This is a genomic window from Pseudomonas sp. FP597 (assembly GCF_030687435.1).
In the GTDB taxonomy this organism is placed as follows: domain Bacteria; phylum Pseudomonadota; class Gammaproteobacteria; order Pseudomonadales; family Pseudomonadaceae; genus Aquipseudomonas; species Aquipseudomonas lactucae.
The window spans coordinates 3767690-3783825 of sequence record NZ_CP117432.1 but is presented as its reverse complement, the minus strand read 5'-3'; the positions used below and the strand labels follow the sequence as shown (position 1 = coordinate 3783825).

Sequence of the window (16136 nt, the reverse complement as noted above, 5' to 3'; positions counted from 1 at the left end):
CATGGCCAAGGCTATTTCGGCGTCCGAACTGAGCATCCAGCTCAAGCCCGGAGATGACACCAGCCTGTTCAAGTGGTTTATCGCCAGCTTCCTGATGGGCAAGCGCATCCAGGCACCGATTGCCGCGCAGGCGTACAAGGTGATTGTGCAAGAGCAGGGCTGCGACACCGCGCGTAAGTTGCAGCACTGCACATCGCGAGAGCTGGTGGCAATGCTGGGGCGCGCCCATTACGTGCGCTACGACGAAACCACTGCGCAGCGCCTGCTGGACCTCAGCGCCAAGTTGAACGCCGAGTATGCGGGCAAGATCACCCAGGTGCGCAGCGCCAGCGCGGACCGCCAGGCGTTTGAGAAGCGTCTGGCCGAGTTCGATGGTGTGGGGCCGAAAACCATCGAGATTTTCATGCGCGATGCGGCGGCGGTGCTGTTTTGACGGCATCGCTGTATGTGGGATGCGCGGGCTGGAGCTTGCCGCGTGAGCACTGGCCGGCGTTCAGCGAGGAGGGCACGCATTTGCAGCGCTATGCGTCGCGCTTCAACGCGGTGGAAATCAACAGCTCGTTCTATCGTCCCCACCTGCCGAAAACCTATGCGCGTTGGGGCCAATGCGTGCCGCCAGGATTTCGTTTTTCGGTGAAGGTGCCCAAGCGCATCACCCACGAGTTGCGCCTGCAACAGTGTGAAACCGCGCTGGATGAGTTTCTCGAACAGTGCCTGGCATTGCGTGAACACTTGGGGTGCCTGCTCGTGCAACTGCCTCCCTCTTTGCGCTATGAGCCTGCCAGTGCCTGTGTATTTTTCAGCGCATTACGCGAGCGCTTTGCTGGCCATGTGGTGCTCGAACCGCGTCACGCCAGTTGGCTGGCGGCGCAGTCGATGTTGCAGGATCTGCACATAGGGCGGGTGGCCGCCGACCCACCCGTGATTGACGCCGCTCCCACCTGCGCCGGCTGGCAAGGCGTGCGCTATTGGCGCCTGCATGGATCGCCGCGCATCTATCACAGCGCCTATGGCCCGGAACGTGTGCAGGCCTTTGCGCGACTCATGGGCCAGTCGGCCGCAGCGGGCATTCCGACCTGGTGCCTATTCGACAACACCGCCAGCGGCCATGCGGTGTCCGACGCCCTGTACCTACTCGACCTCAACCCGCAGCACTTCCAAACCTAGCTGCTCATACACCTCCACACCCGGCACATGCCACTCGGTGATCAACGTGTGAATGCGACTGCACGGCGCCACCACAAATGGCTCCACCGCGCCGAGCTTGTCCGCCATGGTCACTGCCACCACGTGTGAGGCACTGTCGAGCAGGGCTTGCTTGACCGCCACTTCATCAAAATGCAGCGTGCTCATACCCACCTGCGGATGCAGTGCGCACACGCCGGTAAACAGCAGGTCGGCCTTGATGCTCTGGATCAGACGGATCGCTTCATGGCCGCCAGTGGAGAGCGTGGCCGGGTTGAGTGGGCCGCCGGCCAGAATCACCTTCACTTCTCGATGGTCGGCCAGGGCGATGGCGATCATCGGCGAGGTCGTGACCACCGTCAGGCGGATTGAATGCGGTAATGACTGGGCGATCTGCAGCGTGGTGGAGCCGGAATCGAACAGCACGATCTGGCCGTCTTCGACGCGCTCCGCCGCCCGTTGTGCAAGGCGCCGCTTGGCCTCATTGGTTTCACCAACGCGGGTAAAAAAATCCTTGCCGGTGTCTTTTGGCCGGGGCAGGGCGCCGCCATGGACTCGCTGCAGCAGGCCGGCGGCGGCAAGCTCGCCGAGGTCGCGGCGGATGGTGTCCTGGGACACGGCAAAGTGATCGACCAAGTGCGAGGCGGTGACTTTGCCATCGCGCTCCAGCAGCAACAGAATCTTCTGTTTGCGTAAGGAAGGCAGGTCAATGGCTTGATGGGTATCGTGCATGTTTGTGCGCTATTTTGCGGGTTTGTGCGAGATTAATCTGCGCTCTCTATAAACGCAATGGCCCCTGGACGACATCGCAGAATACGTCTGCGTGGCCGCCAATTGCAGCGCGATGGGTATAACGATATACGTGAGATGAACCGCGAGATTTTGGTGCCGGGGACATTCCCGGAAAGCATTGAATCAGCAAAAAAATCGTAAAAAAATAAAAAGAGTTGTCCACGAAAACCGTGGGTATCTCTGTGGATAACTTTGCGAACGCCCGGCTGGCTTGGCGATTTAACCTGCGGTTAATATTTGATCAGCTACCGATTTGGGCCAGCATGGGCAGGGTTTGCGCTTGACAGCCAAGCGCTAACCCAGTGCCGAAAAGCACCTTTTATGAGTCGCCGTTCCGGCTTGTGGCGTGTGTGACAACCTGCGCCGGCATCCTGGCCTGCATCAGGTTATCGAGCGCCTGTCGATAGCTGCGACCAGCCAGGCTCATGCTGTTGTTATGGCTGGCACCGGGCACCAATAACAGCCGTTTAGGTTGCTGGGCTGCTTCAAACAATTGCTGGCTGAAACGCGGTGGCACGTAGCGGTCGTCAAGGCCGTGCACCACCAGCAATGGCATATGGATATCGGCAATCTTGTCGATGGAGTCGAACTTCTGCGACAGCAACCAGCGCACCGGCAACGAGGTATTGGCCACCGCCGTGGCCACATCCGCCAGGGACGTGAAGGTGGACTCGATCACCAGCCCGCGCACCGGCAGCGGTGTTTGCCGGCCCAGTTCCGCCGCCAGATCGATGGCTACGGCACCCCCCAGCGAATGCCCGTAGATCAGGCGTTTGCCCGGGTCCGGCTGCAGCAACTGGAAACGTTCCCAGGCGATGCGTGCATCTTCGTACACTGTGGTTTCCGAGGGCAGGTCACCTTTGCTTTGGCCAAAACCGCGATAGTCGATGGCCAGCACCGAATAGCCCAGTGCATGCAACTGCTCGATCCGAAACAGCTGCCCGGTGAGGTTCCAGCGCACACCGTGCAGGTAAAGGATCGCCGGAGCGTCCTTCCTGTCCGCCGGGTACCACCAGCCGTGAATGTTCTGCCCCGACTTGAAACGGGCGGGTTTGAGCTCGAACTCCTGCACCGCCTTGGGCAAACCGCTGTACCAACTGGCGGTGCCCGGCTCGATGCGAAACACCAGCTCACGCTCCTTTTGTTGCAACACGCTGCAACCCACCGGCAGGCCAACGATCAACACCGCCATGCACAGCAGGGGGAGCCAGCGCAGGCGCAAGCGCGACAGAAAACGAGAAGACATGAAGGTTCCAGGGCGAAGGTGAAGCAGGGTTTTTACCAGATGGCCTGCACCGACAGGTATAAATTCGACGGCCGTTGAGGGTGATTGCTTGCAAAGTGTTACAGCGTTGAACAATCCGTGTACAGGTTGTTAGGGTAGACAGCCGAACAGGAGAGCAAGCACATGGATTTCACAGGTAAAACTGCCATCGTCACCGGCGGCGCACGTGGGTTGGGCCTCAGCTATGCACGGGCCCTGGGCCGTTGCGGTGCGCGGGTGGTGATCAGTGATATCGGCGCTGACAGCGCCGGTGCAGGCAGCGATGCGTCAGTGGTACAGACGGCGGCCGCAGCGTTGCAAGGCGAAGGGTTGACAGTGGTAGGGCATGGCGGCGATTTGTCCACCGAAGCGGGCTGCCGACAACTGGTGGCCTGCGCCATCGAGGTATTCGGGCAGCTCGATATCCTGATTCACAATGCCGGTTGGGTGGGGTACCAGAACATTGCAGAGCTTGACGTCACCTTCCTGCAGCGCGCCATGGACATCAACCTGTACGCGCCGCTGTGGTTGTGCAAACACGCCTGGCCGCACCTGCTGGGTTCAGCCGCGCCGCGCATCATCCTCACGACCTCTGACCGTGCGATGTACGCGCAGTATGAGCAGACCGGCCTGGTCGCCTACAGCGCCGGCAAGATGGCGCAACTGGGCATCATGAACGCGCTGGGCCATGAAGGTGCCGAAGCCGGGATTCGGGTCAACGCGATCTCGCCGGTGGCCAAGACGCGTATGTGGGGCGTGACTGAGGAACCCGACGAGCTCAAGCCGGAGTGGGTAACGCCGGGCGTATTGTTTCTGGCCTCCACGCAGTGTGAGGATACGGGCTACATCCTGCGGGCCAGCAATGGTCAATTCACCGCCACGCGCTTCACTGAAAACCCCGGTGTGGAGTACCCGCGTAATCTGGCCCGAATCAAGGCCGACAGTGCTGAAGAAGTGGCAGCCGCGTGGGCTCGCATCAAACAAGCGTAAACCCGATTATTTCCTTTAAGAGCCAGACATGGACAACAGCCCCGTTCGCATCACCGCCGAAGAAACCCTCTCGGATAACTGGTACCTCCTCAAGAAATACAGCTTCGACCTGCGCCGCCGCGACGGCAGCTGGCAAGCCCAGACCCGCGAGGTGTACGACCGCGGCAATGGCGCGACCATTCTGCTGTACAACCGCGAGCAGCGCACGGTGCTGTTGATTCGTCAATTTCGCATGCCAACGTTCGTCAATGACTATCCTGGTTACCTGATCGAGACAGCGGCCGGTTTGCTGGACAACGCCAGCCCCGAGGAGCGCATTCGCCTGGAGGCCGAGGAGGAGACCGGCTATCGCGTAGGACATGTGGAAAAGATCTATGCGGCGTTCATGAGCCCGGGGTCGGTGACGGAGCGCATTCACTTTTTTATCGGCGAGTACCAGCCGGGGGATCGGGTCGGCAGCGGTGGTGGGCTGGAGGAGGAGGGCGAAGATATCGAAGTGCTGGAGCTGGGGTTCGAGCAGGCGCTGGGGATGGTGCAGAGCGGGGAGATCGTGGATGGGAAGACGATTATGTTGTTGCAGCATTTGGAGTTGCGGATGTTGAAAGAGGGGTGGTGAGTCGGCAATTTCTAGTGAGAACAGGTTGTTGGCCTGTGGTGAGCAGGCTTGCCCTGCGCAGGGCTGCGAAGCAGCCCAGAACCAACCTTTAAGCGTCAGGCGGTGTTTTCGTTCGGACTTGAGGGTTCAGTTCGGTCGGCGCCTATAGATATTACCCATTCTTTGTAAAATTTTTGCTGTTCCTGAGGGTCGTTGGTGAGGTTGTGTTCTTCATAGTCAAATATATGCACCAAATCTTCGCGTGTTGTGCGTTTTCCAAGTGTTAACTCATATGCAACCATTCCTCCACTCATTTGTGAGGCCATGCTTGAAGGCCTTACATTTATTTTGGCCCCTTTGCATAGAAATTTTATATGAGGAAAGTCAACTCTGACTTTGGCTAAGCAAAGATACATGTCTTCTGCGGTATATACTTTTGCAAAGTTGTCTGCTTCGGAGAATTTAAGTTTTATATGTGCAGAGTCATATTTGAAAGTAACGTATTTTTCAACGCTATTTATTATGGCTTTGACTTTTTTTGTTTTCATTTTACCTTCCTGTTTGGGTTCGGAATTGAATAGCCTACGTAGCCCCCATCTCGCTTCATAGGTGTCGCCCCCAAAATGTCTTCTGTATCGATTTTACTTTGTATGGCAATTTCTGCCTCGCTGTCAAAAGGTGCTAGTTTTCCAAGCTCCTTATTCACGTTCCGACCAGGGATTTTTTTCAATGCGTAAAGAAATCCTTTTCGTGTCCCGTATCTAGTCGCGAAATCGATTCCGACAATCTTCGATGGCGAGGTACTTATGAAGTTACTAGGAGGGTTGTTGCTGTCGAGGGCGTGCAGATATAGGTCGTTGCTATCTCCCTTGCTTTTGAATCCATATTGAAAGACATGGTCGGGAGTTTTGCTGTCTCCACGATATAGGTATTCGGTGCTAGTGCTGGCAGGCGGGCTAGGTTCTCTTTTGTCGACGTATGTCGTTTTCGTGAGAAGGGCTGCTTCAGCTTCTGGTTTGCAGCCATCTCCACCCGGACAGGCATTTAACCCTAGCGGATCTACCCATCCGGTAGGATTGGGCACGTATTGATACGTGTTGATCCCACCCGCCAGCTTGACCGGGTCCGGTGTCAGGTAACGACCAATATCCGGATTGTAGTAGCGATGGCGGTTGTAGTGCAGCCCGCTTTCCGGGTCGAAGTATTGGCCTTGGAAGCGCAGCGGGTTGTCGATTTTTCCGATGTCGAGGCGGCTGATTTCACCGTATGCCCGGTAGTGGGCGGACCAGACGATTTCGCCGTCTGGAGCGGTGAGTTCTTGGGGCGTGCCGAGGTGGTCGAGTTGGTAGTGGTAGGGCTTTGTTTCGTCTGGGCCGAAGCCTTCCAGCAGCACCAACGGCCTAAAACTATTGGGTTCGTAGAGATAGCTGCGATGACGATCCGCATGGTGTTCGGCGATGAGTTTGTCGCCTTGCCAGAAGAACTCCGTGGTGATGTCGTTGACGGTTTTGCTGATGCGCCGCCCAAACGGGTCATAGCGGTAACTCGCGGTCTGGCCGTTGGGCTGGGTGAGGCCAATCAACCGGTGTTGGCAGTCGTAGCGGTATTCGGTAACGAGTTGATGGCCCTTGCCGCGCCGTTCGCGGATCAGGTTGCCGAAGGCGTCGTAGTCGTAGTGCCGATCACCCTGAATCATCAACCGATTGCCCGCCACGATGTCAGGGCCGGGGCGGTCTTGCATGAGCAGGTTGCCGGCGGGGGTGTGGGCGAAGCGTTCTTGCTGGTCTTGCGAGTGATCGGCGCGGATCAGGCGGTTGAGTGGGTCGTAGCGGTAGTGGTGTTCGCCTTTGCGGGTGTCGTTGAGGCGGGTGAGGTTGCCGGATTTGTCGTAGTCGTAGTGGCGTTGGTAAAAATAGTTCTCCTGCTGGGTGACGGTGTGGGCGTGCAGGCGGTGCTGGTCGTCGTAGTGGTAGTGGCTGAGGAGTTGGCCTTGTTGGCGTTGGTGTTCCTGGCCGGCTTTGAAGAGGTGCGAGGTGAGCAGTGCGCCATTTAACTCGACGGTGGCGAGGTGGCCGCCTTTGGCGTGGTTGAACACCAGTCGGTTGTTGTCTGGCAGGCGTAGATGTTGAAGTTGGCCGCAGGCGTCATAGCCATAGCGCAGGGTGCCCCAGCCCTGATGTTCGGCGGTGAGACGATTTTGAGCGTCGTATTCGTAGGCCAGTGCCCAGTGGCCGTCGTCGACGCTGAGGAGGTTGCCTTGGCGGTCGTAGGTGTAATCGACTGTGTTGCCGTCGGGGAGGGTTTTTCGTACGAGGCGGCCGGCGTGATCGCGCTGGTAAACGGTAACTAGCTGACGACCGTCGTCGCCGTGTTCGGTTTTTTCCCGTAGGTTGCCGTTGAGGTCGTAGACGTAGGCGGTGCGCTGGCCGTCGAAGCCGATTTCCTGCTGGATCAGGCCGTTGGGGTGGTAGTCCAGTCGGTAGGTTTCGCCGATTTCGTTTTCGATGTCGGTCAGCAGCAGTCGAGCGTTGTCGTAGCGGTACTTGACCTGAGTGCCATCGGCGTTGATGCGGCGGCTGATCAGGTGCAGGCCATCGGCGTATTCGTAGCGGGTAACGTGGCCGAGTTCATCGCGTTCGGCGGTGATTTTTCCGTAGGGGTTGTAGCTGTATTCCCGCGTGGCACCGCCGGGGAGTACGACGCGAATTAGTCGACCAACGCTGTCCCATTGGTATTGGGTCAGCGCGTCCTGTTCATCCTCGCGGGCAATCTGGCGGCCCAGATCGTCGTAGCGATAGCGCTTGATGCCGCCATTGGGCAGTTGCTCTTCAAGCAACTGGCCGCGTTCGTTCCACACCAGGCGATGACAGCTGTGATCGGGGTACCAAACTCCTGTCAACTGCCCATATTTGTTGTGGCTGTAGTCCGTTACTTGGCCGTCGGGATCGGTCCTACGCGTCACATCGCCCTGATCGTTACGCTCGTACTTCCAGACGGCCTCCCCACGTCTTACAACCCGTACGAAGCCATTGTCATGCTCGTAGGATGTTGGTTCGTCGTCCCCTGGAAACAACGCCACCAAGCGTCCGGCATCGTCGTATTGATACGCCGTCACAGCGCCCAGCGGATCCTGCTCGACCGTCAGCCGGCCTTTAACGTCGTAGGATTTGAAATGCTGGGCACCGTCCGGATCGATGCGCTGCACCAGCCGTGCGCGGTCATCGTGGACGTACACTTCCTGGCTGCCATCGGCGTTATGCACGACAACACGACCGTCGTTCCCCCAGGCATACCGCGTATCCATCTGCGAAAAACTGGCCCAGTGCCGAACACAGCGTGCCGCTTTACCGGACCGTTCCCATTCCCAAAAGAAGCTCGCCCCACCAGCCAAGCCCCGTTCCAGAATGACGTGCTGCTCGTCGTACCGATAAACCTCACTTTCGCCGACGGCATTGGTCGCGCAAACCAGTCGGCCCAAGTCGTCATAGGCGTAGGAAACAACGCTCTGCTCCGTCACCCATTCGTAAGGCTCATACCCCTTGGCCCGCTGAACCTGATAATCCACCGCCACAATGCGGTCCAGCTCATAACGCAAACACAACGAGCGGCCGACACCGTTATCCAACCGCTCAATGCGGCCCATAAAATCCCGGGCAATCCGCAGCCGGTTGTCATACGCATCACTGATCGAGACCAGCACACCGTCGCGAAAGTGATAAAACCGCGATGCCTGGGCCAGCACCAATTCATCCGGCAACGAACCCAAATAAATCGCCGCTTCAGCCAGGCTATTGGTGATTGCCGGGCGAACAACAGTTGGCATCGGAAACGAAGTAATGCGATTCTCATGATCCGTCCACACCACCGAATCGCCGGAAACCACCAACCGCTGCGCCAGCGAATGACTCCAGCCAAACCCGAGCCCAACATCCACTTCCACCGCGCTGGTGCGATACAACCGCGTCCACTCAAACGGCAAAATCCCATCCAACGTGCCGTCGGTGAGCGTGAGCAACTCCTCCCCGGTCACCATCGACACCGGGCACCCATTAGTCACGGTCTTATCCGAAGCCGCCGCCGCATCCCCGTTCGGGTTTTTCCCCGAAGCAGGCACGTCGTCGACATGCTCCTGCCTGACCAAAACCGTCCGCTGAGACTTGCTACGAACCGCCGGCACAGCGTTCGAAACCACCTGCTCCCCAGCCTTCAACGGCACATCCGGCACGGTCCTGACAGGAACGGCCTCACGCTTGAGCAACACCGGTTTCAGGACGTCGGTATGCCCCTCCAAACGCGCTGTACCGAACTGCATGGCTATCTGTTCCAGCCACCTGCGCACACGCGCAGACTTGATAGCGCCGAGTACTTTCGAACTCATACGCACCGCCATGCCCATGCCGCCGGTAGCCAGTCCAAGCAGCAGATTGATCAGCACTTCGGCGCTGATCTCTCCGAGCATTTCGTTCATGTACGGGGGCGGTAGCATCCGCATCCAGCTGACCAGCGCCGCCAGATGGATAAACAACAGCGGCTCGTCACTGAGCATCAGCAAACCCTTGGCGAGGGTTTCGGTGCTCAACGCGAGCAATTGTTCGAATTCGTCCTGGGAGAGGTAATGCAGCAGCTTTTCGGCGTTGGCCAGCGGGTTGCTCAGCCATTGGTAAAGTTGCTTGAGGTTGTCCCAGAGTGCGTACAGTGCGTCGCCAAACCCGCTGGCATAGGCTTGATGCAGGAGGAGGTAGCGTTTGAGAAAGTTGGCTTCTGAATAACCCTTCCACAGCGGTCCGAACGTGCTGTTCCACTCGCTGCGCAGCCAATCCTCCAGCGGCGCAATCACTGACTGGTAGGAGGCGTAGAGCGCCTTGAAGTGATCCCTGGAAACGTTGGGGTAGAAACCGACTCGGTACTGCTGGTTACGATCACACCCTGTGAGGGTGAGGATGCCGCTGGGGCCGATCGTGTCGTGAATGGGCTCGCCCAGTGGGCCGCCGTTGGGGTCGATGCGCTGTAGCACCACCGGCGTATTGCCAATCGGGACGAAGCGTGAACTCTGGAACATGTGCACCAGGGTCAAGGTCCCGGTGGCTTGGCACGCTGCGACGGTGGTGCTGGGAAAGAGCGAGCGGTTGATGGGCGCCACGAGCGCCACCTCGTTACCGACCTTGAACACTTGCTCGACATCCAGTGCCGAAAAGCTGAAAAAACTCTCGGCCCAGGCATCGTAGTGGTTGAGGCAGCCCCGGAAATCGCTGAGGACGGACTCGACATCACGCGCCTTCGAATCCATCGCTGCCAGTACCAGAAAGCCAATGGCTTGGCTGGTTCCGTTGATCATGATGCAGCCCCGTCGCCTGGGGCCTTAATGACCGTCACCATCTGCACTCCCTCGCACTGTGTATTCAGGCGAGGGACTTTGCAGAGGTTTTCAGGGCAGGGGAGTAGAGCTTATCCGGCATATACGTGGGACGTTTCGACACTCGCATGCTCTGCCACGCGACTACCGGCTATTGTCAGAAATTTCCCACAGGAGTACAAATGTACTCCATGACAAACCTGACCCCACGCCGCACCGCCATCCTGACCTTCATCCGCGACCGTATCGCGCAGCAAGGCCAGCCCCCCAGCCTCGCCGAGATCGCCGAGGCGTTCGGCTTTGCCTCGCGCAGCGTCGCGCGTAAACATGTGGTGGCGCTGACCGAAGCCGGCTTTATCGAGGTCAACCCCAACCAGGCCCGTGGTATTCGCCTGCTTAATCAACCCGCCCGTCCGCAATGGCTGGATGTGCCCGTGCTCGGGCGTGTCGCCGCTGGCCGGCCGATTGGCGCCGACGCCGAGGTGCACAGCCGTTTGCAACTGGACCCCGCCACCTTTGTGAAAACCCCGGATTACCTGCTGCGGGTACAGGGCGATTCGATGATCGAAGACGGCATTCTCGACGGCGACCTGGTGGGCGTACGCCGCAGTGCCGAGGCCTTGAACGGGCAGATCGTGGTGGCGCGCCTGGATGGCGAAGTCACCATCAAGCGTTTCGAGCGCAATGGCGACAGCGTGCGTCTGCTGCCGCGCAACCCTGCGTATCAACCCATTGTGGTGGGGCCTGACCAGGACCTGGCCATCGAAGGGGTGTTCTGCGGCCTGGTGAGGCAAGGCTGATGGGCGCCGTGGTTGCGCTGGATACGCTGTTCAATGGCGGCCGCGTCTGGAAGGGGCGGCCTGCCGCGCCGCCGGCCAGCGTGCATCCTACCGGGCTTGCGGCGCTGGATGCGGTGCTGCCCAGTGGCGGCTGGCCTGAGTCGGCTTTGAGTGAAATCCTCATGGCCAAGGACGGTATCGGCGAGTTGCAACTGGTGCTGCCGACCCTGGCGCGCTTGTCCACGGCGGGGGAGCGCATTGTGCTGGTGGCGCCGCCGTATACGCCGTACCCCCATGCCTGGCAGAACGCCGGGGTGGACTTACGCCAACTCTCGGTGATCCAGGCCGAGGCGCGTGATGCGTTGTGGGCCGTCGAGCAATGCCTGCGTTCCGGCAGTTGCGGCGCAGTGTTGTGCTGGCCGCGCAAGGCCGATGATCGCGCGTTGCGGCGTTTGCAGGTGGCGGCGGAAACCGGGCAGACCCTGGCGTTTGCCTGGCGCTCGATCAGTGAGGCGCTCAACTCATCGCCCGCGGCCCTGCGCCTGGCCATCGAGGCCAGACCTGCCCAAGTGAGGGTGCTCAAATGCCGTGGCGGTCTGGCTCACCCGGCGCCGATTGCGCTGGCCGGGCACTGAGGTTGGCATGCGCTGGGTGTGTATTGTCTTCCCGCAATTGGCGCTGGACGGGGTGCAGCGTGTGCACCCCGAGCCCGACCAACCCCTGGCGTTGCTGGCCGGCACGCCGCAGCGGCGCGTGCTGCAAACCGTCAACGACGCCGCCCGCGCGTTGGGCCTGCGTCCAGGCCAATCGCTGACGGCGGCGCACGCGCTGACCAAGACCTTTGCCAGCGCCGAATACGACCCCGCCGAGATCGAGCGCTGGCAGCAGTTCCTGGCCGCCTGGGCCTATCAATTCAGCTCCCAGGTCAGCCTGTATTACCCACGCGCCTTGCTGTTTGAAATCGAATCGAGCCTGGGGCTGTTCGGGCCCTGGCCACGCTTTGAAGCGCGTTTGCGCCAAGAGCTGAGCGAACTGGGCTTTCGCCACCGTATCGTCGCCGCGCCCAACCCGGCGGCGGCACGGGTACTGGCCAATCTTTACGATGGCCTGGCCGTTGGCGATGACACCTTGGCGCAAGCCCTGGCGCCGCTGCCTATCGACCGTGCCGGCCTTGAGCACCAGGCCGCCACCGCGTTGTCGCGCATGGGCCTGCGCACCCTGGCCCAGGTGCAGGCTTTGCCCCGGCACACCTTGGCGCGACGCTTCGACGCCACGCTGCTCAAGCACCTGGATGCGCTGACCGGACAGCGCCCACTGGCCCTTGGGTTTTACCAGCCGCCGGATCGGTTCGATGTGCGCATCGAGTTGAATTACGACGTGCAGTCCCACCAGGCGCTGCTGTTTCCCCTGCGTCGATTGACGGGGGACTTATCCGCCTTCCTCTGCGGCCGCGACAGTGGCGTACAGCGTTTCGACCTGCACCTGGAGCATGCTCAGGCGCCCGACAGCGTGATCAAGGTCGGCCTGCTCAGCGCCGAGCGTGAAGCGGCGATGCTCTTCGAGCTGGCTCGCGGGCGTCTGGAGCATGTACAGGTCACTTCACCGGTACGCGGCTTTCGCCTGGTGGCCCAGGACCTGCCGGTGTTTGTGCCGCAGCGCCAGGACCTGTTCGATGACCGCCCGCACCAGACCCTGCCCTGGGAGCAACTGCGCGAACGCCTGCGCGCACGCCTGGGGGACGAGGCGGTGCAGGGCCTGCGCTTTCATGCCGACCACCGTCCCGAGTGCGCCTGGCAAGCGGCGGCCGACAGCCGCCCATGTTCGCCCTTGAACAAGGTGCAACGCCCCGGCTGGCTGCTCGACGAGCCCACGTTGCTGGCCGAGCAGGGCGTGCAGATCCTCATGGGGCCGGAACGTATCGAATCCGGCTGGTGGGACGGCGCCGATATCCGCCGCGACTACTATCTGATCCAGACCCGTGCCGGCCAGCAAGGCTGGGCCTACCGCACGGTGGGGCAAGCCGATGGCCTGTGGCTGCAAGGCTGGTTTGCATGAGCTACGCCGAGCTGCACTGCCTGTCCAACTTCACGTTCCAGCGCGGTGCGTCGAGTGCGCTGGAATTGTTCGAGCGCGCCAAGCGCCAGGGCTACAGCGCGTTGGCGATTACCGATGAATGCACCTTGTCCGGCATCGTGCGCGCCTGGCAGGCGGCCAAGGCGGTGGACTTGCCACTGATTATCGGCAGCGAAGTACGCATCGAAAACGGTCCGAAACTGGTGTTGCTGGTGCAGGACCTCAGCGGTTATCAGCACCTGTGCCGCTTGATCACCCTGGCCCGACGACGGGCGCAAAAGGGCAGCTATCGCCTGCTGCACGATGACTTCGCGCAGCCACTGCCTGGCTTGCTGGCGCTGTGGGTGGCCGAAGACAGCGACACCCAGACCTCGATCCAATGGCTGCGCCAGACCTTTGCCGAACGCCTGTGGCTGGCCGTGCATTTGCACTGCGGTCAGGACGATGCGCGCCATTTGCAGCAACGCCTGCGCCTGGCCGCCAGCCTGCGGATCCCGGCGGTGGCCTGCGGTGATGTGCACATGCATGCGCGTGGCCGCCGCGCGCTGCAAGACACCATGACCGCGATCCGTCATCACGTGCCGGTGGCCGAAGCCGGCACACGTCTGCACCCCAATGGCGAACGCCATCTGCGCAGCCTCGATGCGTTGCGTGCGTTGTACCCGCAAGCCTTGCTTGACGAGACCCAGCGCATCGCGCGCCGTTGCACCTTCGACCTCGGCCAGTTGCGCTACCACTACCCGCGCGAGCTGGTGCCCGAGGGGCATGACGCAGCGTCCTGGCTGCGTACCGTCACCGAAGAAGGCATCGCCCAGCGGTGGCCGGAGGGTATCGATGCCAAGACCCTGCAACAGATCAATCACGAGCTGGCATTGATCGGCAGACTGGGCTACGAAAGCTATTTTCTCACCGTGCACGACATCGTGCGCTTTGCCCGCAGTCGCTCGATCCTGTGCCAGGGGCGGGGCTCGGCGGCGAACTCGGCGGTGTGCTTCGCCTTGGGCATCACCGAGATCAACCCGAGCCTGACGAACATGCTGTTCGAGCGCTTCCTGTCCGAGGAACGCAACGAGCCGCCGGATATCGATGTGGATTTCGAACACGAGCGCCGTGAAGAAGTGCTGCAATACGTGTTCCAGCGCTACGGTCGTACCCGCGCGGCGCTGACGGCGGTGGTCAGCAGTTACCACGCAAGCGGCGCGGTGCGGGATGTGGCCAAGGCGTTGGGGTTGCCGCCGGACCAGATCAACGCCCTGGCCGACTGCTGTGGGCGCTGGAGCGATGATGCACCGCCGCTGGAACGCCTGCGCGAAGCCGGTTTCGACCCGGACAGCCCGTTGCTGCGCCGCGTGTTGACCCTGACCCAGCAGTTGATCGGCTTTCCCCGACACCTGTCCCAGCACCCCGGCGGTTTCGTGATCAGCGAATACCCGCTGGACACCCTGGTGCCGGTGGAAAACGCGGCCATGGCCGAGCGCACCATCATCCAGTGGGACAAGGACGACCTGGACGCGGTCGGCCTGCTCAAGGTGGATATCCTCGCCCTGGGCATGCTCAGTGCGATCCGCCGCTGCTTCGACCTGCTGCGCCGTCATCGCAACCTCGACCTGGCCCTGGCGACGATCCCCAAGGAAGACCCGGCCACCTACGCGATGATCAGCAAGGCCGACACCATCGGTGTGTTCCAGATCGAGTCGCGGGCGCAGATGTCGATGTTGCCCCGACTCAAACCACAGACTTTTTATGACCTGGTGATCGAAGTGGCGATTGTGCGACCGGGGCCGATCCAGGGCGGCATGGTGCATCCGTATCTGCGACGTCGTAACAAGGAAGAAAAAACCACCTACCCGTCGCCGCAACTGAAAACGGTATTGGAGCGCACCCTGGGCATCCCGCTGTTCCAGGAACAAGTGATGCAGATCGCCATGGTCGCCGCCGACTACAGCCCAGGCGAGGCCGACCAGTTGCGCCGCTCCATGGCCGCCTGGAAACGCCACGGTGGCCTGGAGCCGCATCAGGAACGCCTGCGCACCGGCATGCTCAACAACGGCTACACCGAAGCCTTCGCGGCGCAGATTTTCGAACAGATCAAGGGCTTTGGCAGCTATGGCTTCCCGGAGTCCCACGCGGCCAGTTTTGCCTTGCTGACCTATGCCAGTTGTTGGCTCAAATGCCACGAACCGGCGGCGTTTGCCTGTGCGTTGATCAATAGCTGGCCCATGGGGTTCTACAGCCCCGACCAGATCCTGCAGGATGCGCGACGCCATCGTTTGCAGATCCGCCCGGTGGATGTGCAGGCCAGCGACTGGGATTGCAGCCTGGAGCCCATCGATGGCCAGCAACCGGCGATTCGTCTGGGCTTGCGTATGATCTCGGGGTTTCGCGAAGAGGATGGGCGCCGCCTTGAAGCGGCACGCCGGCGCGGCGTATTTCGCGACATTGCCGACCTGGACCAACGCGCCGGGCTCGATGCCCGTGCCCAGGCGCTGCTGGCCGACGCCGGCGCCTTGCGCGCCCTGGCCGGCAACCGGCATCAGGCGCGCTGGGAGGTGGCCGGGGTGCATACACAACTGGGACTGTTTGCCGGGTTGCCCGGCCCCGATGAAGCCGTGGTGGCGTTGCCGACCCCCACGGTGGGTGAGGACCTGCACGCCGATTACGCCACCGTCGGCACCACCCTCGGCCCGCACCCGCTGGCGTTGCTGCGCGATGAGCTGCGCAAGCGGCGTTGCCGCAGTTCTCGCGAGCTGATGGCGGTGGAGCATGGGCGCAATGTAAGCGTGGTGGGCCTGGTCACTGGTCGGCAACGCCCAGGCACCGCCAGTGGCGTGACCTTTGTCACCCTGGAAGATGAATTCGGCAACCTCAATGTGGTGGTTTGGCGCGACCTGGCCGAACGCCAGCGCCTGGCCCTGGTCGGCTCGCGACTGCTCAAGGTGGATGGACGCTGGGAGGCGGTGGGCGAGGTGCGACACTTGATCGCCGGGCGTTTGACCGACCTCACCTCGTTGCTTGAGGGCATTCATGTACGCAGCCGGGATTTTCACTGAGGCCGGACGATTGCACGATGATAACTGCCAAATTTATAGCGAATGAAACCATCTG

Annotated in this window: 12 protein-coding genes; 8 read left to right on the top strand and 4 right to left on the bottom strand. The window is 61.0% G+C overall.

What is annotated here, in order from left to right; translation table 11 throughout:
• The first annotated feature begins 1 nt into the window (after position 1).
• Both PSH66_RS17190 and PSH66_RS17185 read left to right on the top strand, forming a co-directional pair.
• The gene (locus PSH66_RS17190) at positions 2-433 is read left to right on the top strand and encodes a hypothetical protein (RefSeq protein ID WP_003174530.1); all 432 of its coding nucleotides are present in this window, start codon (positions 2-4) and stop codon (positions 431-433) included.
• Positions 430-1167 carry a DUF72 domain-containing protein gene (locus tag PSH66_RS17185; RefSeq protein WP_305427300.1) on the top strand — a complete coding sequence of 246 codons (738 nt, stop codon included), beginning with the start codon at positions 430-432 and terminating at the stop codon, positions 1165-1167. Before PSH66_RS17190 ends, PSH66_RS17185 begins: the two co-directional genes overlap by 4 nt.
• Here the strand turns inward: PSH66_RS17185 and PSH66_RS17180 are convergent.
• Positions 1132-1917, bottom strand: coding sequence for a DeoR/GlpR family DNA-binding transcription regulator (locus PSH66_RS17180; RefSeq protein ID WP_141065080.1), 786 nt, complete (start codon positions 1915-1917; stop codon positions 1132-1134). The two genes, PSH66_RS17185 and PSH66_RS17180, sit on opposite strands and share 36 nt — an antisense overlap.
• A gap of 379 nt (positions 1918-2296) precedes the next feature.
• A complete protein-coding gene (locus PSH66_RS17175; RefSeq protein WP_305427299.1) occupies positions 2297-3223 on the bottom strand; it encodes an alpha/beta hydrolase in 927 nt (308 codons plus the stop codon).
• A 162-nt stretch (positions 3224-3385) separates the two neighbouring features.
• Here PSH66_RS17175 and PSH66_RS17170 point away from each other — a divergent pair, with 162 nt between their 5' ends.
• Both PSH66_RS17170 and PSH66_RS17165 read left to right on the top strand, forming a co-directional pair.
• Positions 3386-4231, top strand: coding sequence for an SDR family NAD(P)-dependent oxidoreductase (locus PSH66_RS17170; RefSeq protein ID WP_003174527.1), 846 nt, complete (start codon positions 3386-3388; stop codon positions 4229-4231).
• A gap of 28 nt (positions 4232-4259) precedes the next feature.
• The gene (locus tag PSH66_RS17165) at positions 4260-4847 is read left to right on the top strand and encodes an NUDIX domain-containing protein (protein WP_305427298.1); all 588 of its coding nucleotides are present in this window, start codon (positions 4260-4262) and stop codon (positions 4845-4847) included.
• 95 nt (positions 4848-4942) lie between these two features.
• Here the strand turns inward: PSH66_RS17165 and PSH66_RS17160 are convergent, their stop codons facing one another.
• Positions 4943-5374, bottom strand: coding sequence for a hypothetical protein (locus PSH66_RS17160; protein WP_305427297.1), 432 nt, complete (start codon positions 5372-5374; stop codon positions 4943-4945).
• A complete protein-coding gene (locus PSH66_RS17155; protein WP_305427296.1) occupies positions 5371-10161 on the bottom strand; it encodes an RHS repeat-associated core domain-containing protein in 4791 nt (1596 codons plus the stop codon). The genes PSH66_RS17160 and PSH66_RS17155 overlap by 4 nt, the downstream gene beginning before the upstream one ends.
• Before the next feature lie 200 nt (positions 10162-10361).
• Here PSH66_RS17155 and lexA point away from each other — a divergent pair, with 200 nt between their 5' ends.
• From lexA to PSH66_RS17135, 4 genes are read left to right on the top strand one after another with little or no spacing between them, the layout of a single operon-like run.
• Positions 10362-10979, top strand: a complete 618-nt coding sequence (lexA, locus tag PSH66_RS17150) for a transcriptional repressor LexA (RefSeq protein ID WP_003174424.1) — start codon at positions 10362-10364, stop codon at positions 10977-10979.
• Positions 10979-11593, top strand: a complete 615-nt coding sequence (imuA, locus tag PSH66_RS17145) for a translesion DNA synthesis-associated protein ImuA (RefSeq protein WP_003174423.1) — start codon at positions 10979-10981, stop codon at positions 11591-11593. Before lexA ends, imuA begins: the two co-directional genes overlap by 1 nt.
• A gap of 7 nt (positions 11594-11600) precedes the next feature.
• Positions 11601-13013: a DNA polymerase Y family protein gene (locus tag PSH66_RS17140; protein WP_305427295.1), complete on the top strand. Its 1413-nt coding sequence runs from the start codon at positions 11601-11603 to the stop codon at positions 13011-13013.
• Complete coding sequence (locus tag PSH66_RS17135; RefSeq protein WP_305427294.1) at positions 12989-16081, top strand: error-prone DNA polymerase; 3093 nt, start codon at positions 12989-12991, stop codon at positions 16079-16081. Before PSH66_RS17140 ends, PSH66_RS17135 begins: the two co-directional genes overlap by 25 nt.
• Positions 16082-16136 lie beyond the last annotated feature (55 nt).

Coding starts and splice junctions, on each gene's coding strand:
- PSH66_RS17170 (WP_003174527.1), top strand. CDS start 3,386: ATGGATTTCACAGGTAAAACTGCCATCGTCACCGGCGGCGCACGTGGG.
- PSH66_RS17175 (WP_305427299.1), bottom strand. CDS start 3,223: ATGTCTTCTCGTTTTCTGTCGCGCTTGCGCCTGCGCTGGCTCCCCCTG.
- PSH66_RS17155 (WP_305427296.1), bottom strand. CDS start 10,161: ATGATCAACGGAACCAGCCAAGCCATTGGCTTTCTGGTACTGGCAGCG.
- PSH66_RS17180 (WP_141065080.1), bottom strand. CDS start 1,917: ATGCACGATACCCATCAAGCCATTGACCTGCCTTCCTTACGCAAACAG.
- PSH66_RS17140 (WP_305427295.1), top strand. CDS start 11,601: ATGCGCTGGGTGTGTATTGTCTTCCCGCAATTGGCGCTGGACGGGGTG.
- PSH66_RS17160 (WP_305427297.1), bottom strand. CDS start 5,374: ATGAAAACAAAAAAAGTCAAAGCCATAATAAATAGCGTTGAAAAATAC.
- imuA (WP_003174423.1), top strand. CDS start 10,979: ATGGGCGCCGTGGTTGCGCTGGATACGCTGTTCAATGGCGGCCGCGTC.
- PSH66_RS17165 (WP_305427298.1), top strand. CDS start 4,260: ATGGACAACAGCCCCGTTCGCATCACCGCCGAAGAAACCCTCTCGGAT.
- PSH66_RS17190 (WP_003174530.1), top strand. CDS start 2: ATGGCCAAGGCTATTTCGGCGTCCGAACTGAGCATCCAGCTCAAGCCC.
- lexA (WP_003174424.1), top strand. CDS start 10,362: ATGTACTCCATGACAAACCTGACCCCACGCCGCACCGCCATCCTGACC.